Annotated in this window: 12 protein-coding genes; 8 read left to right on the forward strand and 4 right to left on the reverse strand. The window is 74.0% G+C overall.

The features are described from left to right. The first annotated feature begins 33 nt into the window (after window positions 1–33). Both A8713_RS31235 and A8713_RS31240 read left to right on the forward strand, forming a co-directional pair. On the forward strand, window positions 34–10,950 hold the full coding sequence (locus tag A8713_RS31235) for a non-ribosomal peptide synthetase (RefSeq protein WP_064537071.1): 10,917 nt from the start codon (window positions 34–36) through the stop codon (window positions 10,948–10,950). Continuing rightward, a complete protein-coding gene (locus A8713_RS31240) occupies window positions 10,937–12,640 on the forward strand; it encodes an ABC transporter ATP-binding protein (protein ID WP_064537072.1) in 1,704 nt (567 codons plus the stop codon). The genes A8713_RS31235 and A8713_RS31240 overlap by 14 nt, the downstream gene beginning before the upstream one ends. A 69-nt stretch (window positions 12,641–12,709) precedes the next feature. On the opposite strand, the gene A8713_RS31245 is transcribed toward A8713_RS31240, so the two are convergent. Continuing rightward, window positions 12,710–13,825: an alpha/beta fold hydrolase gene (locus A8713_RS31245; protein ID WP_064537073.1), complete on the reverse strand. Its 1,116-nt coding sequence runs from the start codon at window positions 13,823–13,825 to the stop codon at window positions 12,710–12,712. A gap of 155 nt (window positions 13,826–13,980) precedes the next feature. On the opposite strand from A8713_RS31245, the gene A8713_RS31250 reads away from it, so the two are divergent. After that, complete coding sequence (locus A8713_RS31250; RefSeq protein ID WP_064537074.1) at window positions 13,981–14,193, forward strand: MbtH family protein; 213 nt, start codon at window positions 13,981–13,983, stop codon at window positions 14,191–14,193. A 17-nt stretch (window positions 14,194–14,210) separates the two neighbouring features. Continuing rightward, entirely contained in the window at window positions 14,211–14,441 is a 231-nt protein-coding gene (locus A8713_RS31255; protein WP_064537075.1) for a hypothetical protein, read from the forward strand. Between the two features lie 88 nt (window positions 14,442–14,529). Here A8713_RS31255 and argB read toward each other — a convergent pair whose 3' ends face one another. The 3 genes from argB to A8713_RS31270 all read right to left on the reverse strand — a co-directional run bounded on the left by argB (window position 14,530) and on the right by A8713_RS31270 (window position 17,165). Continuing rightward, complete coding sequence (gene argB, locus A8713_RS31260; protein ID WP_064537076.1) at window positions 14,530–15,393, reverse strand: acetylglutamate kinase; 864 nt, start codon at window positions 15,391–15,393, stop codon at window positions 14,530–14,532. A 189-nt stretch (window positions 15,394–15,582) separates the two neighbouring features. Beyond that, on the reverse strand, window positions 15,583–16,308 hold the full coding sequence (gene pepE, locus A8713_RS31265; protein WP_064537077.1) for a dipeptidase PepE: 726 nt from the start codon (window positions 16,306–16,308) through the stop codon (window positions 15,583–15,585). Window positions 16,309–16,382: 74 nt separating this feature from the next. Further along, window positions 16,383–17,165: an IclR family transcriptional regulator gene (locus tag A8713_RS31270; RefSeq protein ID WP_064537836.1), complete on the reverse strand. Its 783-nt coding sequence runs from the start codon at window positions 17,163–17,165 to the stop codon at window positions 16,383–16,385. Between the two features lie 269 nt (window positions 17,166–17,434). Here A8713_RS31270 and A8713_RS31275 point away from each other — a divergent pair, with 269 nt between their 5' ends. The 4 genes from A8713_RS31275 (at window position 17,435) to A8713_RS31290 (ending at window position 23,906) form a co-directional block, all read left to right on the forward strand. Next, window positions 17,435–18,388: a DUF1177 domain-containing protein gene (locus A8713_RS31275; RefSeq protein WP_064537078.1), complete on the forward strand. Its 954-nt coding sequence runs from the start codon at window positions 17,435–17,437 to the stop codon at window positions 18,386–18,388. A gap of 2 nt (window positions 18,389–18,390) precedes the next feature. Then, on the forward strand, window positions 18,391–19,797 hold the full coding sequence (locus tag A8713_RS31280; protein ID WP_064537079.1) for a cytosine permease: 1,407 nt from the start codon (window positions 18,391–18,393) through the stop codon (window positions 19,795–19,797). Then, a complete protein-coding gene (locus A8713_RS31285) occupies window positions 19,794–21,131 on the forward strand; it encodes a M20/M25/M40 family metallo-hydrolase (RefSeq protein ID WP_064537080.1) in 1,338 nt (445 codons plus the stop codon). Before A8713_RS31280 ends, A8713_RS31285 begins: the two co-directional genes overlap by 4 nt. A gap of 318 nt (window positions 21,132–21,449) precedes the next feature. After that, a complete protein-coding gene (locus A8713_RS31290) occupies window positions 21,450–23,906 on the forward strand; it encodes an ATP-binding SpoIIE family protein phosphatase (protein ID WP_064537081.1) in 2,457 nt (818 codons plus the stop codon). Window positions 23,907–24,009: the final 103 nt, after the last annotated feature.

A 24,009-nucleotide genomic window follows, 5' to 3' on the forward strand; every position in this document is an offset into this window, starting at 1 on the left:
TTGCCTTAATTCCTGGAAGGTGCTGAGACTTCGATGATGGAACCGAGCGCTCGTCTCGTGCAGATCTCCTCCACGCGCCTGGCCGACGTACGGCGGCGCATCGGCGAACACTCCGACCGGACCATCGCCGAGGCATGTGCCATCGCACTGTCGTACTGGGCGACGGACCGCAGCCCGGACGGCATCGACCTCGCCCCCGGCACCCTCTTCGCCGACGTGCTCGGCTGGGTCCGCAACGGCGGCGGCGCCCCGCGCGGCTGGGAGGTGGACGAGGCCCCGGACGGGATGCGCGTCGCCGTCCCCGAGGGCGTGTCGCCGTCCCGGGCGCAGCTCACGCTGGACGACCTGGCCGACTTCCCGGACCGGCCCCTCGGCTCCATCGGCCCGTCCGGCACGGCCGAGCGACTGCGGACCCTCGCCGCCTGGAACGACACCGCCGCCGAACGGGTCCGGCCGACCGTCGTCGAGATGTTCCGCGAACAGGCGCGGCTCAGGCCGGACGCCGTCGCCGTCGTCGACGAACACCGGTCGCTGACCTACCGCGAGGCGGCACGCCTGTCGGCCCAGCTGGCCCACCACCTGATCGCCCGCGGACTCACCGCGGAACAGGTGGTCGGCATCTCGCTGGAGCGCTCGGCGGACATGGTGATCGGCCTGCTCGGCGTGCTCCAGGCGGGCTGCGCGTTCGTGCCGCTCGATCCGCAGTGGCCCGCCGCGCGCCGCGCCGTCGTCATCGCCGACGCACAGGTCGTGGTGCAGCTCAACGCCTCCGGCGAGCACGACGCCGCCGAACCCCCCGCCGTCGCCGTCGGCCTCGACGACTGGCGCCACGGCTCCCAACCCGACGAGGCACCCCGGACCACCATCCCCGGCGGGGCCCTGGCCTACGTCATCTTCACCTCCGGTTCGACCGGCCGCCCCAAGGGCGCGATGATCCGGCACGAGGCGATCAGCGAGCGCCTGCTGTGGCAGTCCGGCGAGATCCTCGGCTTCGGCCACGACGACGCCTCGCTGTTCAAGGCACCGCTGTCCTTCGACATCTCCGTCAACGAGATCTTCCTGCCCCTGGTGTGCGGCGGCAGGCTGGTGGTCCTGCGGCCGGGCGGCGAACGCGACCCGCACCACCTGCTGAGCGTGATCGCCGGACAGCGCGTCACCTTCACCTACCTGGTGTCGTCCATGCTGGACGTCCTGCTGGAGATCGCCGGCGACTCCGGACGGCTGGACAGCCTGCGACACGTGTGGTGCGGCGGCGAGGTGCTCACCCCGGAGCTGTACGAGCGGTTCCGCACCCGGCTCGACATCCCCATGTACCACGGCTACGGACCGGCCGAGACCACCATCGGCGTCTCGCACGTCATCTACCGGGGCGCGGCGGAACGCCTGTCGACCTCCATCGGCAGGGCCAACCCCAACACCCAGCTGTACGTCCTGGACGAGGAACTGCGCCCGGTCCCGGTCGGCGTCGGCGGCGAACTCTACGTCGGCGGCTTCCTGCTGGGCCGCGGGTACGTCAACGCGCCCGGCCTGACCGCGACCCGCTTCGTCGCCAACCCCTTCGCGGACGACGGGTCCCGGCTGTACCGCACCGGCGACCTCGCGCGGTTCGCCCCGGACGGATCGCTGGACTTCCTCGGCCGGGCCGACAACCAGGTCAAGATCCGCGGTATGCGGCTCGAACTGGAGGACGTCGAGGCCGGTCTCGCCGAACACCCCGGCGTACGGCACACCTGCGTCGTCGCCAGGAAGAACAGCGCGGGCGGCACCTGTCTCGTCGGCTATGTGATCCCGGCCGCCGGGCACGAAGGACTGCGGGCGGCCGAGGTCAGGTCCTGGGCCGCCGGGCACCTGGTGGAGTACATGGTGCCCGCCCACATCGTCGTTCTGCCAGAGTTCCCGCTCACCCCCAACGGCAAGCTGGACCGGCGCGCGCTGCCCGAGCCGGAGATCGCCACCGGCCCGACCGTCCGGCCCGTCACCGACGAGGAGCGGGTGGTGTGCGCGGCCGTCGCCTCGCTGCTGCGGCTGGAGGAGGTCGGCGTCGACCAGGACTTCTTCCAGCTCGGCGGCGACAGCATCCTCGCCATCTCGCTGCTGAGCGCGCTGCGCGACGCCGGTCTCTACGTCACCGCCGGGCAGATCTTCGCCCACAGCGTCCTGGGCGCACTGGCCGCGGTGGCCGGCCGCGAGGACGTCACCGGCGTGGACCACGGCGACGTACCGACCGGCCCCGTCACCGGATCGCCCGTCGTCCAGTGGCTCGGCGGCACCACCGACGCGATCGACGGCTTCGTGCAGTCGGTCGTGCTGAACACCCCGGCGCAGCTCACCGCCGACGCCCTCGACACCGTCCTCACCGCCGTCGTCGCCCGCCACGACATGCTGCGCGCCCGGCTCGTGCGCGGCGAACGCTGGAGCTTCGACATCCCGGCGGTCGGCACGGCACGGGCCCACTGGCAGGAGAGCGACCGGCCGCTGGAGGAGTGCGTGGCCCTCGCCACCGGCGGACTGGACCCGGACGGCGGAATCATGCTGCGGGCCGTCTGGCGCCGCGCTGCACGCCAACTGGTCCTTGTCGCCCACCACGTGGTCGTCGACGGCGTGTCCTGGCGGGTCCTGATGGACGACCTGGCCACGGCATGGCGCCGGTGCGCCGCGGGCGAACCCGTCGAACTGCCCGCGGTCGGCACCTCGTTCCGGCGCTGGACACAACTGCTGGAGAGCGCGGACTTCGGCCGGGACCGCGCGTACTACGAGCGTCCCCTGCCGGGACCCGACGCCCCGCTCGGCAGACGGGCGCTGTCCGGGGCCGACACCGTCGCACGGGAGAGGTCCCGGACCGTCACGGTCGGCCCCGACACCACCGCCGCCCTGCTCGGCGAGGTACCGGCACGGTTCCACGCGGGCGTCAACGACGTGCTGCTGACCGCGCTCGCCGTCACCCTCGCCCGGTGGCGCCGCGACCGGGGCCAGGACCAGACGTTCGCGCACATCGAACTGGAGGGCCACGGCCGCGAGGGCCGCCATGTGGCCGCCGCCACCGGCGTCGAGCCGGAACTGTCGCGCACCGTCGGCTGGTTCACCACGCTCTTCCCCGTGACCGTCGACCCCGGCACGGCCGACGACCTCACCGACCCCGGCTACCTCGCCGCCGCGCTCAAGGCGGTCAAGGAGGACCTCGCCCGCGTGCCGGGCAACGGCGTCTCCTACGGCGCCCTGCGCCACCTGGCCGGTGCCGCCTTCACCGCCCCCGCGCCCCAGGTCCTCTTCAACTACCTGGGCCGCTTCGACGCGGGCGCGTCCGGGGACTGGCAACTGACCGGGGCCACCGGGCACCTGGGCGAGAAGCGCGACCCGGGCATGCGCCTGCCCCGCGTCCTGGAGTTCAACGCGATCGCCGAACCCGCCGCCGGCGGCGAGTACGAACTGGTCACCACCCTCACCTGGCCCGACGGCATGTTCACCGACACGGACATCGACACGATCGGCGGCTACTTCCGTACGGCCCTCGCCGGGCTCGCCGCACTCGACGGCGGCGGTCACTCGCCCAGCGACTTCCCGCTGGTGCGGCTCACCCAGGACGACGTCGACGCCCTGGACGGCCCCGCGCTGCGCGACATCCTGCCCCTGACCCCGCTCCAGGAGGGCCTGTACTTCCACTCGGTCTTCGACGACGACTCCACCGGCAGCTACGTCGAACAGCAGGTGCTGACCCTGGAGGGCGAACTCGACGCCGACCGGCTCGCCGCCGCGGCCACCCGGCTGCTCGACCTGCACCCCAACCTGGCCGCGCGGTTCACCGCGCTCTCCGACGGCCGCGTCGTCTCCGTACTGGAGAGCGGGGCCCGCGCGCCGTTCACCGTGCTCGACCGGCCCGGCATCACCGACGAGGAGATCCGCGACCACGCCGAGCAGGACCGCCGCGCCGGATTCGACCTGGCCACCGGCCCGTTGATGCGGTACACGCTGTTCCGCGACGCGGCGGCCGGCCGCGACGTGCTGGTGCAGACCGTGCACCACATCGTCGCCGACGGCTGGTCCGTGCCGCCCATGCTCCGCACCCTGCTCGCCGAGTACCACGCGCCGGGCACCGTGTATCCGGCGGGCGGCTACGCCGACCATGTCGCCTGGCTCGCCGGACGCGACGCCGAAGAGAGCGACCGGGTGTGGGACGCCGAACTGGCCGGGCTGCCCGGCCCGTCACTGGTCGCGGCGGACCACACCCCCTCCGGCCGGTTCGCCGACACCTCCGCGCGGCTGCCGCAGGACATCGACGCGGCCGCACGGGCCGCCGGAGCCACCCTGAGCGTGGCCGTGCACAGCGCCTGGGCCCTGACCCTGGGCGGCCTCCTGCACACCGGCGACGTGGTCTTCGGCTCCACCGTCTCCGGCCGCGACGCGGACGTCCCCGGCATCGGCGACATGATCGGGCTGTTCATCAACACCGTTCCGCTGCGGGCCCGTTGGGACGACGGGACCACGGCGGGCGAACTGCTCTCCTCGGTGCGCGCCCACCAGAGCGCGGTCCTCGCACACCAGCACGTCTCGCTCGCGCGGATCGGCCGCCGGGCCGGCGCCGGCCCCCTCTTCGACACCCTCGTGGTGTTCGACGTGGCGACCGACGTCTCCGCCCTGCGCCGCCCCGGCGACACCCTCTCCGTCACCGGCATCGCCAACGAGGGCGCCCCGCACTACCCGCTGACCCTGGTCGTGGAGCGGACCCCCGACGGGCACCCGCGCTTCAACCTCATCCACGACACCGCGCTGCTGCGGGAGAACGGCGCCCAGGACATCCTGCGCAGGTTCACCCGCATCCTCACCGGACTGCTCGACCGGCCGGACGCCCCCGTCGCCGACCTGCTGCCGGGGGAGACCCGGAGCGCTGCGCCGACCGAACCGACCACCCTGGGCGCCCTGTTCGACGCCGCCGCGCTCCGCGACCCGGCGGCCACCGCCGTCACCGAGTGCGCCCTGGACGGCACCACCCGCTCGCTGACCTACGGCGAACTGGCCGAGGCGAAGGACACCCTGGCCGCCGCCCTGCGCGCGGCGGGAGTCAGGCCCGGCCGCCGCGTCGCCGTGGCCGTCCCCCGCTCCGTGGAACAGGTCGTCGCCCTGCTCGCGACCGTCTCCGCGGGCGGCGCCTATGTGCCGCTGGACACGGCCTATCCCGACGAACGCCTGGAGTACATCCTCGCCGACGCCGCCCCGCAGACCGTCCTCGTCGGCCCCGGGGAGCGGGACCGCTTCACGGCGCTGCTGGAACGGGCGGGCGTCGCGGCCCGCGTCCTCGTGCAGGGCGACGCACCGCCGCAGGACCCCGCCGGGTCCGCCGCGCAGGAGGCCGGCCCGCACGATGCCGCCTACGTCATCTACACGTCCGGCTCCACCGGCCGGCCCAAGGGCGTCGTCGTCCCGCACTCCAGTGTGGTGGCGCTGCTCGCCAACACCCGCCGGGACATGGGCTTCGGCCCGGACGACGTATGGGTGCAGTTCCACTCGTACTCCTTCGACTTCGCGGTCTGGGAGCTGTGGGGCGCCCTGGTGCACGGCGGCGAACTGCTCGTCCCCGACTACGCGTTGACCCGCTCCCCGGTCGACTTCCACCGGCTGGTCCGCGAGCGCGGGGTGACCGTGCTCAACCAGACGCCCTCCGCCTTCCACCAGTTCACCGAGGCCGACCGGCAGGCGGGCCTGCCCCTGCCGGCGCTGCGCCGGATCATCTTCGGCGGCGAGGCGCTGGACCTCGCGCGGCTGCGCGGCTGGACCGAACGCCACGGCACCGCAGCGCCCGAACTGGTCAACATGTACGGCATCACCGAGACCACGGTCCATGTGACCCACCGGGTGCTCACCGGCGACGACTTCGGCTCCGACGGCGTCAGCCCCATCGGGGGCCCCGTCCCCGGCCTGGTCGCCCATCTGCTCGACGACCGGCTCCGGCCGGTGCCGCCCGGCCGGGAGGGCGCCATCTACGTGGCCGGTGACCAGGTGTCCCTCGGCTACCTGGGCCGTCCCGGGCTCACCGCGAGCCGGTTCGTGGCGAACCCGTTCGCCGCGGACGGCTCCCGCATGTACCACACGGGCGACCTCGCCCGCCGCGCCCTCGGCGGCGAGCTGGAGTTCACCGGCCGCGCCGACGACCAGGTGCAGCTCAAGGGCTTCCGCATCGAGCTGGGCGAGGTCGAGTCCGCCGTACGGGACCTCGACGGCGTGACCGACGCCGCCGTCACCGTCGCGGACAGCGGAGACCACCTCGTCGCCCACGTCGTGGGCCGCGCACCCGCCGGCCTCACCGCGCTCCTCGCCGCGAAGCTGCCCGCGCACATGGTGCCGGGCCGCGTCCTGGCGGTGGACGCCCTGCCCCTGACCGTCAACGGCAAACTGGACCGCGAGGCCCTGGCCGAGCGGGCCGCCGCAGCGCGGACCGAGGAGGCTCCGGCGGCCGCCCCCGACTCCGTACTCTCCGCGCTGACCGCGCTGACCGGCATCTTCGCCGACACCCTGGACCAGCCGGGCGCCGACGCCGACACCGACTTCTTCGGCGCCGGCGGCGACAGCATCGTCGCCATCACCGTCGTCAACCGGGCCAGGGCGCTCGGCCTGCCGGTCACGCCCCGCGACGTGTTCCTGCTGAAGACACCGCGCGCGCTCGCCGGTGAGCTGGCCGCCCGCGCACCGCGGAGCGCGCAGGCCGCCGCGGCGCCCGCGCGGCGCGAGCACGGCCCGGTGCCGCCCACCCCGGTCATCCTGCGCCGGCGCGAACTGGGCGGCTCCCTGGACCGGTTCGCCCAGGCCAGGACCCTGGAGGTGCCCGACGGCATCGCCTACCGGGACATCGAGCGCGCCGCGAACGCCGTCCTGGCCGCCCACCCGGCCCTCGGGCTGCGGCTGAGCACCGAGCACGGCGTGTGGACGCTGCGCACCGGCCCCGCACGCGAGGCCACCGTCGTACGCGCGGACACGGCCGACGCCACCACTGCCGCCGACGAGGCCGCCGCCCGGCTCGACCCCGCGACCGGCGACCTCACCGCGTTCACCTGGCTCCCCGCCACCCGCACCCTGGTCGTCACCGTCCACCATCTCGCGGTCGACTCGGTGTCCTGGCTGATCCTGCTGGACGACCTGGCGGACGCCCTGCGCGGGCGGGAACTCGCACCGCCGACCACGTCCTACGCCGAGTACGCCGAGGCACTCGTCCAGGAGTCCGCCGACACCACCGGCCTCGGCCACTGGATCGACATCCTCCGGGCACCCGCGCTGCTGCCCGCGACCGGCGCGCTGCGCGAGACCACCGCCGTCCTCGATCCCGGCACCAGCGACCGGGTGACGCGCACCGCGCCCGCCGCGCTCGGCGTCGCCCTCACCGAACTGCTCTGCGGCGCACTGCGCGCCGCGCTGACCCGGATCCAGCCGGCCCCCACCGATCTCGCGATCGACCTGGAGCGGCACGGCCGCGTCCCCGTGCGCGAGGACCACGACTACACCCGCACGGTCGGCTGGTTCACCGCCATCGCCCCCGTACGGCTCACCGCGCACACCGACCCCGTCGCCGCGGCCCGCGAACTCGCCGAGCGACAGCCGGACGAGGCCGGGCATCTCGCCTACGGCCGGCTGCGCCACCTCAACGCGCAGACCGCCCCGCTGCTCACCGCCCGCCCGCAGGTGCTCTTCAACTACCTCGGCCGGGGCGGCGAGTCCCAGGCTCCGCGCATCACCGGCGGCGGCCAGGGCAGCCCGTACGCCGTGGAGGTCAACGCCTGGACCGACGCGGCCACCGGCAGCCTGCACGCCGAATTCACCCTCGCCGAGGAGATCCCCGACGAGATCACCGCCCACTGGCTGCACGCCCTGGAGGGCATCGCGGACGCCGCCGCCACCGCCGAACGCACCGCACCGGTCACCCCGCTCCAGCGCGGACTGTTCTTCCAGGCCCAACTGGCGGGCGCGTCCGGGCACTACGTCGCCCAGAGCCACTTCGGCTTCGACCGGCGACTGGACACCGACGCGCTCGCCGAGGCCATGGCGGCCGTGATCGCCCGGCACCCCGCCGTCGGCGCCGCCTTCACCACCGACGACGACGGCAACCCGGTCCAGCTCCTCAGGGCGGGCCTGCGGGCGGCCGTCCGTACGGTCGAACTGTCCACCGAGGCGGACGTGCGGGACCTGTGCGCGCGCGACCGCGGCACCGGATTCGACCTGACCGATCCGCCCCTGATCCGGCTGACCGTGATCCGGCGGCCCGGCGGACGCGACGACCTCCTCCTCAGCTACCACCTGCTGCTGTGGGACGGCTGGTCCCGCGCGATCGTGCTGCGCGACCTGTTCGCCGCCTACGAGGCCGTCCTCGCGGGCGAACAGCCGGACACCCACCCCGTCGCACCCGGCTTCGAGGACCACGCCCGGACCCTCGCCGCCAGGGACCAGGCCGCCTCGGAACGCTTCTGGGCCGAGCACCTGGCCGCGCTCCCGGGCCCGACCCTGCTCGCCGGACCCGCACCCGCCCTCTCGGCGGACCTGCCGCCCGCCCTCGTGCGCACCCTCACCGCCGAGCAGTCGGACCTGCTGCGGGAGGCGGCCAGGAAGCACGGCGTCACCCTCAACTCCGTCCTCACCGGCGCGTTCGGCCTGCTGCTGGGCGCACACACGGGCCGCGCCGACGCGGTGTTCGGCGTGACCGTCTCCGGCCGCGAGGGCGAGGGACTGGCCGACATCGTCGGAGTGCTGCTCAACACCGTGCCGATGTGGACCCGGGCCCGGCCCGACGACACGGTCGAGGACTACCTGACGGCGGTCCAGGCGTCCCGGGTCGCGGCCATGGAGCACGAACACCTCGGCCTCGGCGAGATCCAGCGGGCCGGCGGCCACGACACCCTGTTCGACAACCTCTTCGTGCTCCAGAACTTCCTGGACCTGGACGCCTTCGCCGAGATGAACGCCCGCCACGGCATCACCGCCGTGCGCTCCGACGACTCCACCCACTACCCGTTCACCTGGGTCGTCACCCCCGGCGACCGGCTCACGATCAAGTTGGAGCACCGCCACGGCGACAGCGACGGCGCCCGCCGCCTCCTCGACGGCTACGTGCGCGTGCTGGAGGACCTGGCCACGGCGAGCGGACCGGTGGGCGCCCTGCGCGGCTTCGGTCCCGAGCCCGAGCCGGCCGTCCGCACGGACATCGGCACGGACACCGTCGTCGACCGGTTCGACGCGGCGGCCGACCGCGCCCCGCGGCGCACCGCGCTCGTCTCGCACGGCCGCAGCATGACGTTCGCCGAACTCCGCGACCGCAGCCGGGCACTGGCGGGCGTGCTCGCCGGACGCGGCATCGGACCCGAGCGGACCGTGGCCCTCGCCCTCCCGCGCTCCCTCGACTCGATCGTCGCCCTGTTCGCCGTGCTGCGCACCGGAGCCGCGTACGTGCCGCTGGAGCTGGACCACCCCGACGAGCGGATCGCCTCGATCGTCGCCGACGCCCGCCCCGACGTGACCCTCACCGTCAGCACCGTGTCGCCCCGGCTCACCGGCGACCTGATCGAACTCGACCGGCCGCTCCCGCCGGCCGTGCCGTTCGTGACGTTCGCGCCGGACGACCCGGACCGCCTGCGGCACCCGGCGTACACGATCTACACCTCCGGTTCCACCGGGCGGCCCAAGGGCGTCGTGACCGAGTACGCCGGTCTCACCAACATGCTCGTCAACCACCGGCGCCGTGTCTTCGGTCCGGTGCTGGCCGGCCACGGCGACCGGGTCTTCCGGATCGCCCACACCGTGTCCTTCGCCTTCGACATGTCGTGGGAGGAGCTGCTGTGGCTGGCCGACGGCCACGAGGTGCACATCTGCGACGAGGAGCTGCGCCGCGACGCGCCCGCCCTGGTCGCGTACTGCCGTGAGCACGCCGTCGACGTCGTCAACGTGACCCCCACGTACGCCCAGCAGCTGGTGGCCGAGGGACTGCTCGACACCCCGGACCGGCGTCCCGCGCTGGTCCTGCTGGGCGGCGAGGCGGTCACCCCGGCCCTGTGGCAGCGGCTCGCCGACACCGAGGGCACCGTCGGCTACAACCTGTACGGACCCACCGAATACACCATCAACACCCTGGGCGTGGGCACCTTCGAGTGCCAGGACCCGGTGGTGGGCACGGCGATCGACAACACCGACGTGTTCGTGCTGGACCCGTGGCTGCGACCGCTGCCGGACGGGGTGCCCGGCGAGCTGTACGTCTCGGGCATCGGCATCGCCCGCGGCTACCTCGGCCAGAGCGCGCAGACCGCGCACCGCTTCGTCGCCTCGCCCTTCGGCCGGCCCGGCGAACGCATGTACCGCACCGGCGACCTCGTGGTCCGGCGGCCCGACGGCCATCTGGCCTACCTCGGCCGCACCGACCAGCAGGTCAAGATCCGCGGTCACCGGGTCGAACTCGGCGAGGTCGAGGCGGCGTTCGCCGCCCATCCGGCGGTACGCTTCACCGCCGCCGTCGCCCAGCCGGACCCGCAGGCCGACGGCGCCCACCGGCTGGCCGCCTACCTGGTGCTCGACGGCGCCGGCCTGGCGACCGTCGCCGCCGAGGTGGGCGCCGCGCTGCCGGACTTCCTGCGCCCGACCCACTACGCCGAGGTCGACCGCATCCCGCTCACCGTCAACGGCAAGGCCGACACCAGGGCCCTGCCCGAGCCCCGGCCGCTGGGAGCGCTGACCACCGGGGGCGAGCGCCGCCCGCGGACCGGGACCGAGACACTGGTCTGCGAGTGTTTCGCCGAGGCCCTGGACCTGGACGACGAGGAGGTGAGCGCGGTGAGCGACTTCGTGTCGCTCGGCGGCCACTCCATGCTCGCCGTCCGCCTGAACGGGCTGCTCCGCCGCGAGTTCGGACCCGTGATCACCATCCGCGACCTGTTCACCCTGCGCACCCCGGAAGCGATTGCCCGCCACCTCGATGACCACTCCTGACGTCCAGCGGTCCCGCGCCCAGGGATCCGGCATCCTCCGCACCGCCGTGCGCCGCAACGTGGGCGCGATGGCCTGGGGCACCCTCCTGATGGGGCTGTACCAGGCGGGCGAGACCGCCTTCCCGATCGCACTCGGCCTGATCGTCGACCACACCCTGCGGCACCGGAGCGCGGCGGCGCTCGGCCTGTCGGTCGCGGCGCTCGCCGTGATCGTCACGACCGTGTCGCTGTCGTGGCGCTTCGGGATGCGCGTCCTCCAGAAGGCCAACACGACCGAGGCGCACCGCTGGAGGGTGCGGGTCGCGGCCTGCGGCCTCCAGCCGGTGGCCCGGGACACCGGCCTCAAGTCCGGCGAGGTGCTGACCATCGCCACCGAGGACGCCGACCAGACCGCCGACATCGTGGAGGTGGTCCCCATGCTGGTCAGCTCCCTGGTCTCGGTGCTGATCGCGGCGGTCACCCTGAGCCTGGCGAGCCTCCGGCTCGGCCTGCTCGTCCTGGTGGGCACCGTCGCCATCCTCTCGGTGCTCAGCGTGATGTCCCGGCGCATCGGCACCAGCACCAAGGAGCAGCAGGCCCGGGTGGCACGAGCGGGCGCGAAGGTCGCCGACCTGATCATCGGCCTGCGCCCGCTGCACGGCTTCGGCGGCAACCACGCGGCGTTCCTGTCCTACCGGAAGGTCAGCCAGGAGGCCAGGCAGCAGGCGGTCACCGTGGCCCGGGTGAACGGTCTCTACGCGGGCGCCGCGCTGGGCCTGAACGCCGCCCTCGCCGCCTCGGTGACGCTGACCGCCGGGTGGCTGGCCCTCGACGGGCGGATCAGCATCGGGGAACTGGTCACGGCCGTCGGTCTGGCGCAGTTCATCATGGAACCGCTCAAGCTTTTCTCGGACATGCCCAAGTACGTCATGATGGCGCGCGCCTCGGCCGAGCGGATGGCCCTGGTGCTGTCCGGGCCGCCGGTGACGGCCCCGGGGACCGGCCGCCCGGACCCGGGCGGGGACCTGGAGGTCGACGGCGTCCGGTACGGGTCCCTGCGCGGCGTGGGGTTCCGGGTCCCGGCGGGCTCCTTCACGGCGATCGCGGCCCACCAGCCGCGCGCGGCGGGCGAACTGACCTCGATCCTGGCCCTGTCCGTCCCGCCGGACGCCTACGAGGGGACGGTGCGCGTCGGCGGGCGGCGGCTCGCGGAGCTGTCGGTCGAGTCGGTCCGCGAGCACCTCCTCGTGAACCCGTACGACGGCGAGATCTTCGCCGGCACCCTCCGCTCGAACATCGACCCGTCCGGGACGAGCCGCATGGTGGCCGAGGCGGTCGAGGCGTCCCTGCTGACCGACGTCGTCGCCCTGCACCGGGAGGGGCTGGACCACGAGGTCCGCGACCGCGGCTCGAACCTCTCCGGCGGCCAGCGCCAACGGCTCTCCCTGGCGCGGGCGCTGGCCGCCGACAGCGACGTCCTGGTGCTGCACGACCCGACGACGGCGGTGGACGCCGTGACCGAGCAGCTCGTCGCGCGCAACATCGCGCGGCTGCGCCGGGGCCGTACCACCGTCGTCGTCACCACCAGCCCGGCCCTGCTGGACGCCGCCGACCGGGTCCTCGTCCTGGACGGCGGGGTCGTCACCGCCCGGGGCACCCACCGCGAACTCCTGGCGAGCGACGAGGCGTACCGCCTGGCCGTGACGAGGTGAGCGGCCCGGCCGGATCCCCGGGGGCCCGGGGCGCGCGGCGGTCCGCCGGTGACCCGGGCCCCGCGCCCGTCAGCCCAGCGCCCAGGCGACATCCCTGAGCAGGGAGTGCCGCCAGCCCGCCCGGTCATGGTGCGAGGCCGATCTGGACACCCGTACGGTCGCACCGGAGCGCCGGGTCAGGTCCTCGACCAGCTCGCAGTGGGGGCGCATACGTGTCTCGTGCTCGCCCAGGTCGAAGGCGATCCTCAGTCCGGCCGGGGCGGGCCGCTCGCGCAGCCGCGCGGCGACGGTGCCGCCGACCGGGCCGCCCAGCGGGTCCGGCAGCTCCATGGCCCCGGGCGTCCACCAGAACGAGCCCGACTGGCACGCGACGCGGGACACCAGCTCCGGGAACTCCAGCGCCGCGTACAGCGCGCTCAGCCCGCCCAGACTCTGCCCGGCGACCACCAGGCGGTCCGGGTCGGCGGGCACCCCGCTGTCCGCCACCAGCGGCAGCAACTCCTCCCGCACCGACTCCCACAGCTCGGGCCGGCACCCGAACTCGGCGGGCCGGTCCCGGGACGGCACGAAGACCAGCGTGACCGCGGGCACGTCACCGGCGGCGACGGCCGCGTCGAACGCCGCCATGGCCGGATGCAGGTAGAGCCAGTCGTCGCCGTCCAGCAGTAGGACCACCGGGCCGCCGCCGCCCACCGGATGGACCCGCACCGTCCGCCGCCCGCCCAGCCGCCCGGCGGGCCAGCGGATCCGGGTGCGGGGCAGCGGCAGCACGTCGCCGGCGCCGACGGACGGCCAGTGCGGCTGCGGGGGAGCGTCCGGTGTGGCGGTCACGGACCGGTCGCCGCCCATCCCGACGGGGTTGAGCGGATCGGCGCAGGAGATGTCGCCCGCCACGAACCGGTAGGTCGCCCGGAACCGCGCGGGCAGGGGCACCTGGGCGTACCAGCAGTCCGTGTCGCGCCACCGGACCAGCGGCACCGGGTCCGGCCAGCTCTCGAACGCGACGACCGCCGGACCGCCGCGCCGCAGGAACAGGGTGAGCCAGCCGCCGTCGCCGGACGGCACGGGCACGGGAGCCGCGGCGGCCCAGAACGCGTCGGTGCCGGGTGTACCGGACAGTCCGAACGCGGCGAAGGGGCTCTGCGTGCCGTCCGCGTCCGGGACCCGTTCGACTGGACGACGCATCGGTGTCTCCTTGTGAGGGGAAAGAGGGAACGTTAAGCTGCGATTAGGCGAGCCTAACCTAAGTGTGTGGCCGCCTCTGTTGCCGAACCCATCCCCGACCGAGCACCCCGTGGACATGGCGCCCGCCGTCCCAACGGGCCAGGAGGAAACCGGACATGAGCACCAACCCGTTCGACGACGCCGACGGCCGCTTCCTGGTCCTGGTGAACGACGAGGGCCAGCACTCGCTCTGGCCGTCCTTCGCCGCGGTGCCCGGAGGGTGGACGGTCGCCCTGGAGGAGACCACCCGCGACGCCTGCCTGGAGTACGTCGAGACCCACTGGACCGATCTGCGCCCCCGCTCCCTCGCCGAAGCCGCCGACGCCTGACCGGAAGCGGGACAACCATGAGCAGCCCGACGGACGTCCTGGAGCGGTACGCCCACCTCTGGGAGGAGCCCGACGTCCTGCCCCGCTGGATCATCTGGCGCGCGGACGCGGGGGAGACCTTCGTCTTCGACCGGCACCTCAACATCCCCGTCGACGTGGACGACACGTCGCTCGCCGAGGTCCTGCGCCGGATGCGCGAGGCCGGGGCGCCGGAGACGGACTCCTATCCCGGGCGGCGCTGCGGCTAGCGCCCCGGCGGCCCGGACATGACGGTGGCCCCGCCCTCGGGCGGGGCCACCGTCACGTCCGGGTGGTCACACGTCGCGTTACGTGCCGTCAGATCCCGTCCGGGACCACCGTGGTGCCGGACGGGGTCCCGGTGAAGACGTCGCGCAGCAGCGCGTGCGGGACCCGGCCGTCGACGACCTGGGCCCTGGCGACCCCGGACCGTACGGCGCGCAGGCAGCCCTCCATCTTGGGCAGCATTCCGGCGGCGAGTCCCGGCAGCAGTGCGTCCAGCTCACCGGCCGTCAGACGCCCGATCACCTCGGTGCGGTGCGGCCAGTTCGCGTACAGGCCCTCGACATCGGTCATCACCACCAGCCGGTCCGCCCCCAGCGCCACGGCCAGGGCCGACGCGGCGAGATCGGCGTTGACGTTGTAGACCAGGCCGTCCTCGCCGCGTGCGACGGGCGAGACCACGGGGATGCGGCCCTGCTCCAGCAGCGCGTCGATCGTGGCGGCCTCCACGGCCACGACGTCGCCGACCAGGCCGATGTCCACGGGCCGGCCGTCCACCCAGGCGGAGCGCCGCACGGCGGTCATCGTGTGGGCGTCCTCGCCCGACAGGCCCACGGCGAAGGGCCCGTGGGCGTTGATGGCTCCGACCAGTTCGCGCTGGACGTGGCCGGTGAGCACCATCCGGACGACGTCCATGGTCTCCGGCGTCGTCACCCGCAGCCCGGCCTCGAAGCGCACCTCCAGGCCGAGCCGGTCGAGCAGGGCGCTGATCTGCGGGCCGCCGCCGTGCACGACGACGGGCCGCAGGCCCGCGTGCCGCAGCTCCACCAGGTCCTGGGCGAACGTCCGGTGCAGGGACGGATCCACCATGGCGTTGCCGCCGAACTTCACGACGACCGTGCGGCCCCGGAGCTCCTTCGCCCACGGCAGGTCCCGGCCGCCCGGCGTCGGAGCGGGCACCGGCCTCCCGGCCGCCCCCGCCGTCCTCGTCGTTCCCGCGGCCTGCGCCGTACTCGGCTCCGTCATCTCCGCCCCGTTCACGAGCTGTACGCCCTGGGCGCGGGGGAGAGGGTGCCCCACGCCGGATCTCGCACTTAGCTTAGCCTAACCTAAACACGATCAACGGCGCCGGGCCAAGGCGCGCGCAGGCTACGCCCGCCGGTCGAACTCCGGTGTCACCGTGAGCAGTTCGGAGACGTCCGCCCCGACGGCCAGCTCGCACGGCTGCGCACCCCGCCGGAACAGCCGGGCCGGACGCTCGCCCCCGACCGCGGCACGGCCGTCGGCCACCCGCAGCCAGGAGCCCTCGCGCAGCCCCAGGACCGGCACGTCGTTCTCCTCCAGGAACTCCGTCAGCCGCTCCTCGCGGGTCTCGCCCTTGTGCGTGGAGCGCGGGTCGGGGTCCAGGTAGTGCGGATTGATCTGGAAGGGGACCAGGCCCAGCGCCTCGAACGACGGCGGCTGCACGATCGGCATGTCGTTGGTGGTGCGCAGCGTGGGCGCGGCCATGTTGGTGCCCGCGCTGGCCCCCATGTACGGCAGCCCGCCGCGCACCGCGTCCCGCAGCGCCTCGCGCAGTCCCGTCCGGTACAGGGCGCTCAGCAGCCGGAACGAGTTGCCGCCGCCGACGAACACGGCGTCCGACGCGGCCAGTCGCGCGAGCGGGTCGCCGCCCTCGTGCACCCCGCGCACCTCGATCCCGGCGTCCGCGAGCGCGCCGCGCACCTTGGCGGTGTACGCGTCGTGGTCGGCGAGCGCGTACGGCACGAACGCCAGCCGCGCCCCCGCGGGCAGGAAGCCGGTCACGGTGTCCAGGGCGTGTTCCAGGTAACCGCGGCCGTACTGGGTGGAGTTGGACAGGAGCAGCAGATTCACGGGGTGTCCCTCATTGAACGGGTGCGACACAGGTGCGACACGGGGGTGATACGGGTGCGATGGTGAGGTGCGGGTCAGGCCGGGCGCGCGGCGCGCGGCCTGCGGTGGTGCTGCGGCGGATGCGTCAGGCGCCGCTCCAGGAGCCGGGCCGCGCGGCGCAGCGCGTCGAGGCGGTCCTCGGGCCCGTCCGGGAAGCGTTCCTTGGCGGCGCCGAGGCTGAGGCTGCCGTAGGGCTCGGCGCCGAGGAAGACGGGCACGGCGACGGTGCCGATCCCGGCGTCGTACTCGCCCACGGTCCAGGCGTACCCCTGCGCGCGCACCTCGCGGAACTCGCGCTCCAGCCGGTCGGGGTCGGTGACCGTGCGCTCGGTGAAGCGCGCCATCGGACGGCTGCGGAACAGCCGGTGGCGCTGCTCGTCGGGGAGGAAGGCGTAGTACGACTTGCTGGTGGCGCCCGCGTGCGCCGGGTACAGCTCGCCGACCAGCGGGTAGTAGCGCAGCGGCCCCTCCTCGCCCTCGACGGCCGCCACACAGCGCATGTGGAAGCTGTCCGGCAGACAGAACAGCACGGTGTCGCCGGTCACCGTCCGCAGCTCCTGGAGCACCGGTTCCGCCAGCAGCTCCAGGGAGCCCGAACGCTCCCACAGCCGGCCCAGGCGCAGCGCGGCCGGGCCGATGCGGTAGCGCCGGGTCGCCGGGTCGGAGACCAGGAAGCCGCGGCCCGCGAGCGTGGACAGCAGCCGCTGGGCGACCGAGGTGTCCCAGCCGAACTCGCCGGCCACCTCCGTCACCCCCCAGTCGGGCCGCGAGCGCTCGAAGGCCAGCAGCACCAGCAGGGCGCGGTCCACGGTCTGCAGCGCCCCGGCCGGGGTCCTGCGGTCGGCGGGCTGACCGGACTGGCCGGACTGACCGGACTGGTCAGGCTGACCGGACCTACCGGGCTGATCAGGCACGGACGGCTCCTCTCCCTCGCTTGTCCCTCGCTTGCCGTCTCCTCGCCGCGCCGGACGAAGCGTCTCGCCATCCAGACGCGTATTGCAGATAACGGGAAACAGTTGCGGAGAACGTTAACGGATCCCGAACCTGCTGTCAGCACCGCCCCGGGTGCGGATCAGGAGAACTGCCCATGTTGAAGTACGTCCTGGACCTCGTCGAGCTGCTCGACGACCCCGACGTCGACGGCAAGCGCGTCGCCGCCCATCTCGACACCTTCGCGGGTCCCGAGGGCTCCGGCGCCCAGGTCACCACCGTCACCGGCGAGCGCGGCTCGACGGACTTCGTCCTCGTGCGGATCCCCGGGCGCGGCGGCCGCGCCGCCGGCGGCACGGCCCGCACCCTCGGCGTGGTGGGCCGGCTGGGCGGCGTCGGCGCGCGCCCGGAGATCACCGGGCTGGTCTCCGACGCGGACGGCGCCGTCGCCGCGCTGGCCACCGCCGCCAAGCTGCTCGACATGCGCCGCCGGGGCGACGTCCTGGACGGCGACGTGGTCGTCGCCACCCACATCTGCCCGAACGCCCCGACCGCGCCGCACGACCCGGTCCCGTTCATGGACTCGCCGGTCGACATCGCCACCATGAACCGGCACGAGGTCACCGCCGACATGGAGGCGGTGCTGTCCATCGACACCACCAAGGGCAACCGGATCATCAACCACAAGGGCCTCGCCCTGTCACCCACCGTGAAGGAGGGCTGGGTGCTCCGGGTCAGCGAGCAGCTGGGCGAGCTGCTCGCCGTGGTCACCGGTGAGCCGTTGGTCACGTACCCGGTGACCACCCAGGACATCACCCCGTACGGTAACGGTGTACACCACATCAATTCGATCCTGCAGCCGGCCACGGCGACCTCCGCCCCGGTCGTCGGTGTCGCGGTGACCTCCGCCGCGGCGGTGCCCGGCTGCCAGACGGGCGCGAGCCACGAGGGCGACATCGCGGCGGCGGCCCGGTTCGCCGTCGAGACGGCGAAGGCGTACGGCGGCGGCCGCCTCGACTTCCACGACGAGGCCGAGTTCGCCGCCCTCGTCGCCCGCTACGGCCCGCTCGCCCACCTGCAGACCCTCGGCAACGCCCCCAGGGAGTCGTGACCATGGCCACACACGAGAACGCGGCCGCGCCCCCGCAGGAGGGTGGCGCCAGAGCCGTCGGCAGCGACGACTACGCCCTGTCCCGCGTCCCGCGCGACAAGCGGCTCGGCTTCTGGACCATGCTGCTCCAGTGGCTCGCCCAGTCGGGCTCCATCTCGCAGTTCACGCTCGGCGCCACCATCGGCGTCGGCATGTCCTTCGGCGACGCGTTCTGGGCCTTCACCCTGGGCGCGGTGATCCTCGAGGTCGTGATCTTCGCGATCGGCCTCGCCGGGATGCGCGAGGGCCTGGCGACCCCGCTGCTCACCCGCTGGGCCGGCTTCGGCCGCAACGGCTCCGCCCTGGTCAGCCTGGTCATCTCGATCAGCCTCGTCGGCTGGTTCGGCGTCCAGAACACGATCTTCGGCGACAGCGTGTCCTCCCTGGTCGGCGGGCCGTCCTGGCTGTGGTGCGTGGTCGCGGGCATCGCCATCACCGTCCTGGTGATCTTCGGCTTCCGCTACATGGCCGTCTTCGCCAAGATCGTCACCCCGCTGTTCTTCGCGATGGTGGCCTGGTCGGTCACCGACGCGCTCAGCGAGCACTCGCTGTCCGAGCTGATCCACTCCCCGGCGCCCGGCCAGGCGATCCCGCTCTCCGTCGCCGCCACCGCCATCGCGGGCGGCTACATGACCGGCGCGATCGTCTCGCCCGAGATGACCCGCTACAACCGCAAGGGCAGCCACGTCTTCCTGCAGAGCGCCTCGTCGATGATCCTCTCCGAGTACATCGTCGGCCTGACCGGCGTGCTGCTCGGCCACATGGTCGGCAACGGCCAGGTCTCGCAGATCGTGCTCTCCACCTCCGGCGTCTTCGGCGTCCTGGTCGTCCTGATGTCCACGGCGAAGATCAACGACTGGAACCTGTACGGCTCCTCGCTCGGCGTCGTCAACTTCTTCCAGGTCGTCTTCGCCAAGCGCCTGCACCGCGGCGCGGTCACCATCGTCCTCGGCATCGCCGGGACCGTGCTGTCCGCCATCGGCATCATGACCCACTTCACCGACTTCCTGTCCGTGCTCGGCGTCGCCATCCCGCCGGTGGGCGGCATCATCGTCGCCGAGTACTGGGTCGTGCGCCGCATGCGCGCCCCGCTCGACGCCACCCGTGACGCCGGGACCCTGCCCGCCACCTCGCCGACCTGGGTCCCCATGTCCCTGGTCATCTGGGCCGCCGCGTTCTGCGTCGGCAAGTTCTACGACGGTGGCATCCCCGCCCTGAACTCCCTGCTCACCGCCTTCGTCCTCTACGCCGCCCTCGGCCTCGTCGGCTGGATCCGGCCGTACGGCACCACCACCGTCGAGGACCAGTCCGGCGACACCGGCACCACGACCCCGGCCGCCTCCGGCACGGCCCCCGTAGGAGCACCATGACCAGCACCGCCCCCGCCCTCGTCCCCGCCTCCGAGGAGGCGCAGCAGGAAGTCGTCGACCTGTGCGCGGAGCTGATCCGCTTCGACACCTCCAACCCCACCAGCGACGAGCGCGCCTGCGCCGACTGGGTCGTGGCCCGCCTCGCCGACGTCGGCATCGCCTCCGAGCTGGTGGAGAGCGCCCCGGGCCGCGCCAACGTCATCGCCCGCATCCCCGGCACCGACCCCGCCCGCGGCGCCCTGCTCGTCCACGGCCACCTGGACGTCGTACCCGCCGACGCCGCCGAATGGCAGGTCCCGCCCTTCTCCGGCGAGATCCGCGACGGCTATCTGTGGGGCCGCGGCGCCATCGACATGAAGGACACGGTGGCCGTCATGCTGGCCACCGCCCGGCACTTCGCCCGCACCGGCACCCGGCCCGCCCGCGAGATCGTCCTCGCCTTCCTCGCCGACGAGGAGGCGGGCGGCAGGTTCGGCGCCCACTGGCTGGTCGAGCACCGGCCGGAGCTGTTCACCGGTGTCACCGAGGCGATCGGGGAAGGCGGCGGCTTCAGCTACGCCCTCGACGACACCCGCCGCCTCTACCCGATCGAGAACGCCCAGCGCGGCATGGCCTGGATGGAGCTGACGGCCACCGGACGCGCCGGGCACGGCTCGTCCCCGAACACCGAGAACGCCGTCACCGACCTCGCCGAGTCCCTCACCCGCATCGGCCGCCACACCTTCCCGGTCCGGCTGATCGCGCCGGTGCGCGCCGTACTGGAGGAGGCCGCCCGGCTCCAGGGCGTCGACGTCGACCTGGACACCGAGGACGCCGAGGACCTGGAGACGGAGCTGGCCAAGCTGGGCCATGTCGCCGACTTCCTCCAGGTGGTCCTGCGCAACTCGGCCAACCCGACGATGTTCTCGGCGGGCTACCAGACCAATGTGATCCCGGGCCGCGCCACCGCCCGCGTCGACGGCCGCTTCCTGCCCGGCCACGAGCAGGAGCTGATCGGCACCGTCGACGCGCTGCTGCTGCCCTCGGTCTCCCGCGAGTGGGTCAACCACGACATCGCCATGGAGACCTCCTTCGACGGCCCGCTCGTCGACGCCATGTGCGCCGCCGTGCGCGCCGAGGACCCCGACGGCCATCCCGTGCCGTACTGCAACCCCGGCGGCACCGACGCCAAGGCGTTCACCAAGCTGGACATCCGCTGCTTCGGCTTCAAGGGCCTCAAGCTGCCCCACGACCTCGACTACAGCCGTCTGTTCCACGGCGTGGACGAGCGGGTGCCGCTGGAGGGACTGCGCTTCGGCGTACGGGTGATGACCCGGCTGTGGCAGGACTGCTGAACCGGCCACGGCACCTCGGACATCCCACGGCGGCCCGGTCCCGCGTACGGCGGGGCCGGGCCGCCGCGCACCCGGACCCGCGCGGCGCGCGCCCCGGCCTCAGTCGTTCGGCGTAGCGGGGCGCACCCGGCCCTCGGCGGGGCGGGCCCGGGGGCGGGCCCGGGGACCGAGGCGGTCACTGGGCTCCGGGGGCGGCCACGGGCTCCGGAGCGCACGCCCGCGCCGCCCGCGCCCCGGCCCCTACCCGGGCGGCTGCCGGTGCGCCGGGGCCGGATCCGGCAGACCATGTAAGGGACCGGAAGCCCCCGAGGTGCGTCTATGGAGAGCCAGCTCTTTCCGTTCGCCGACAGCATGGCCGGCGTCGTTCTCGACGGGCGGGGCGTCGTCGTCGGCTGGACGCCGGCCGCCGAGGAACTGCTGGGCCACCGGGCCGAGGACGTCTGCGGCCGGCCCGTGTGGGGCCTGCTGCGGGACCCCGACATCCGGCCCGCGCCCCCACCGGACCGTGACAGCGGCGCCTCCTGGTACGGCGAGGCCGTGCTCCGGCACGCCTCCGGAAGCGAGCAGAAGGTCGTCTTCCGGGTGCTCCCCCTGAGCGGGGACGAGAAGGAGAAGGAAGACGAGGGGGCCGAGGGGGCCGAGGGGGCCGAGGGGGCCGAGGGGGCCGAGGGGACCGAGGGGACCGAGGGGGCCGAGGCGACGGACAGCGGGAAGGCCCGCTGCCTGGTCCTGTGCGCGGCCGCCCCGGAGGTCTCCCACTGGCGTCAGGACCGCGCCCTCACCCGGGGTCTGTTCCGGCAGGACCGGGTGGGCCTCGCCGTCTTCGACGACCGGCTCCGGCTGATGCGCACCAACATCCACTTCCTGCCGTACACCGGAGTCCCGCCCGACCTCACCGGCCAGGCTCTGGGCGGCTTCCTGATGCCCGAGGACGCCGCCGAGATCGAACGGAACCTGAGCCGGGTGCTGGAGACCGGCCGTCCGCTGGTCCGCTGCGAGGTGCTGGCACGGACGCTGGACGACCCGCGCGGCGGAGTCGTGATGGACCTCTCGGCGTTCGGCCTCCAGGCCCCCGACGGCCGGGTGGTCGGACTGACCGCCCTGTTCACCGACATCACCGAACTGCACCGCTCGCGCGCCCGCCTCGAACTCCTGCACCGCGCCACGGCCGCCGTCGGCCGACTCCTGTCCGTCACCGGCACCGGCGAGGAACTGGCCGCCGTCCTGGTGCCCGACCTGGCCGACACCGCCGTCGTCGAGATCGCCGAAGCCGTCTTCTCGGGCGCCGAACCCGCCGTCGAACCCGACGGCAGGCTCCTGCTGCGGCGCACCACCGCCACCCGTGACGGCCTCACCGCCGGCGGCGCCGTCCTGGCCGCCCGCGAGGAGACCACCGACCCGGGCGCCGCCGCACCGCCGGAGCTGACCGCCCCGCTGCGCGCCCGGGGCATCCTCCTCGGCCACGTCACGGTACGGCGCGCACCGCACCGGGGCGCCTACGAAGCCGCCGACCTGGACCTGCTGCGCGAGATCGCCGCCCGCGCCTCCCTCGCCCTGGACAACGCCCGCAGCTACACCCGCGAGCACCGGGCCGCGGTCGGCCTGCAACGCAGCCTGCTGCCGCCGTCCGAGGCCGGCAACGCCGCCGTGACCACGGCCGGCGCCTATCTGCCCGCCGACTCCTCCACCGGCGTCGGCGGCGACTGGTTCGACGTCATCCCGCTCTCCTCGGCCCGGGTCGCCCTGGTCGCCGGTGACGTCGTCGGGCACGGTCTGGGCGCCAGCGCCACCATGGGCCGGCTGCGCACCGCCGTCCGCACCCTCGCCGACCTCGATCTGGACCCGGAGGAACTGCTCGTCCACCTCGACGACCTGGTCGCCGAACTGGTCGTCGAGGACGGCGAGCCGGAAGGCGCCGAGTGGCGGCCGCTCGCCATCGGCGGCACCTGCGTCTACGCCGTCTACGACGCGGTGTCCGGGCGGTGCGCGGTCGCCTCCGCCGGACACCCGCCGCCCGCCGTGGTCGACCCGGACGGCCGGGTCACGTACGTGCCGGTCAGCCCCGGCCCGCCGCTCGGCGTCAGCGGAGTGCCTTTCGAAGCCACCGAGATCGAACTGCGGCCCGGCAGCATCCTGGCCCTGTGCACCGACGGCCTGCTCGAAGAGATCGGCGGCGACCTGGACGGCGGGATGACCGAGCTGGCCCGGCGGCTGGCCGGTGCCTGCGCCCCGGACCCGCCCCTGCGGGAGGCGGTCGCCGAGGTCGTGGCCGACCTGCCGGCCCACGAGCTCGCCGACGACGTCACCCTGCTGCTCGCGCGCACCCGGCGCGTCCCCGCGGCGGACACGGCCGTCTGGTCCCTGGAGGCCGACCCGGCGGCGGTCGCCAAGGTGCGCGAACTGGCGAGCGGACGGCTGCGCGAGTGGGGCCTGGAGGAACTGGTCTTCACCACCGAGCTGGTGCTGAGCGAACTGGTCACCAACGCCATCCGCTACGCGGGCGGCCCCTTGCAGGTGCGGCTGATCCTCGCCGAGTGCCTGACCTGCGAGGTGTCCGACCCGAGCGCGACCCAGCCCCGGATGCGCCGGGCCCGGCTGACCGACGAGGGCGGCCGCGGCCTGTACCTCGTCGCCCAGCTCACCACCCGCTGGGGCAGCCGCTACACCCGCCACGGCAAGACCCTCTGGGTGGAACAGGACCTCCCGGCCGGCCTCGCGGGCGCCCCGGCCCCCGGCCGAGGACGGGGGTCGGAGCGGGGCCGGGGCCGGGGCTGATCCGGCGGCGGACCGCCGTGGCGGCGAGGTGGCCCGGTGCGTCCGCTGCGCCGTCGACCGCGCCCACCGGGACGGAACCGGGACGGAACACCGCCGCTCCGCG

It is taken from the genome of Streptomyces sp. SAT1 (assembly GCF_001654495.1).
In the GTDB taxonomy this organism is placed as follows: Bacteria; Actinomycetota; Actinomycetes; order Streptomycetales; family Streptomycetaceae; genus Streptomyces; species Streptomyces andamanensis.

Bases quoted from the DNA above. Each gene is read 5' to 3' on its own strand.
- A8713_RS31240 (WP_064537072.1), top strand. From the start codon at position 10,937: ATGACCACTCCTGACGTCCAGCGGTCCCGCGCCCAGGGATCCGGCATC.
- A8713_RS31280 (WP_064537079.1), top strand. From the start codon at position 18,391: ATGGCCACACACGAGAACGCGGCCGCGCCCCCGCAGGAGGGTGGCGCC.
- A8713_RS31250 (WP_064537074.1), top strand. From the start codon at position 13,981: ATGAGCACCAACCCGTTCGACGACGCCGACGGCCGCTTCCTGGTCCTG.
- A8713_RS31285 (WP_064537080.1), top strand. From the start codon at position 19,794: ATGACCAGCACCGCCCCCGCCCTCGTCCCCGCCTCCGAGGAGGCGCAG.
- A8713_RS31255 (WP_064537075.1), top strand. From the start codon at position 14,211: ATGAGCAGCCCGACGGACGTCCTGGAGCGGTACGCCCACCTCTGGGAG.
- A8713_RS31275 (WP_064537078.1), top strand. From the start codon at position 17,435: ATGTTGAAGTACGTCCTGGACCTCGTCGAGCTGCTCGACGACCCCGAC.
- A8713_RS31235 (WP_064537071.1), top strand. From the start codon at position 34: ATGATGGAACCGAGCGCTCGTCTCGTGCAGATCTCCTCCACGCGCCTG.
- A8713_RS31290 (WP_064537081.1), top strand. From the start codon at position 21,450: ATGGAGAGCCAGCTCTTTCCGTTCGCCGACAGCATGGCCGGCGTCGTT.
- A8713_RS31245 (WP_064537073.1), bottom strand. From the start codon at position 13,825: ATGCGTCGTCCAGTCGAACGGGTCCCGGACGCGGACGGCACGCAGAGC.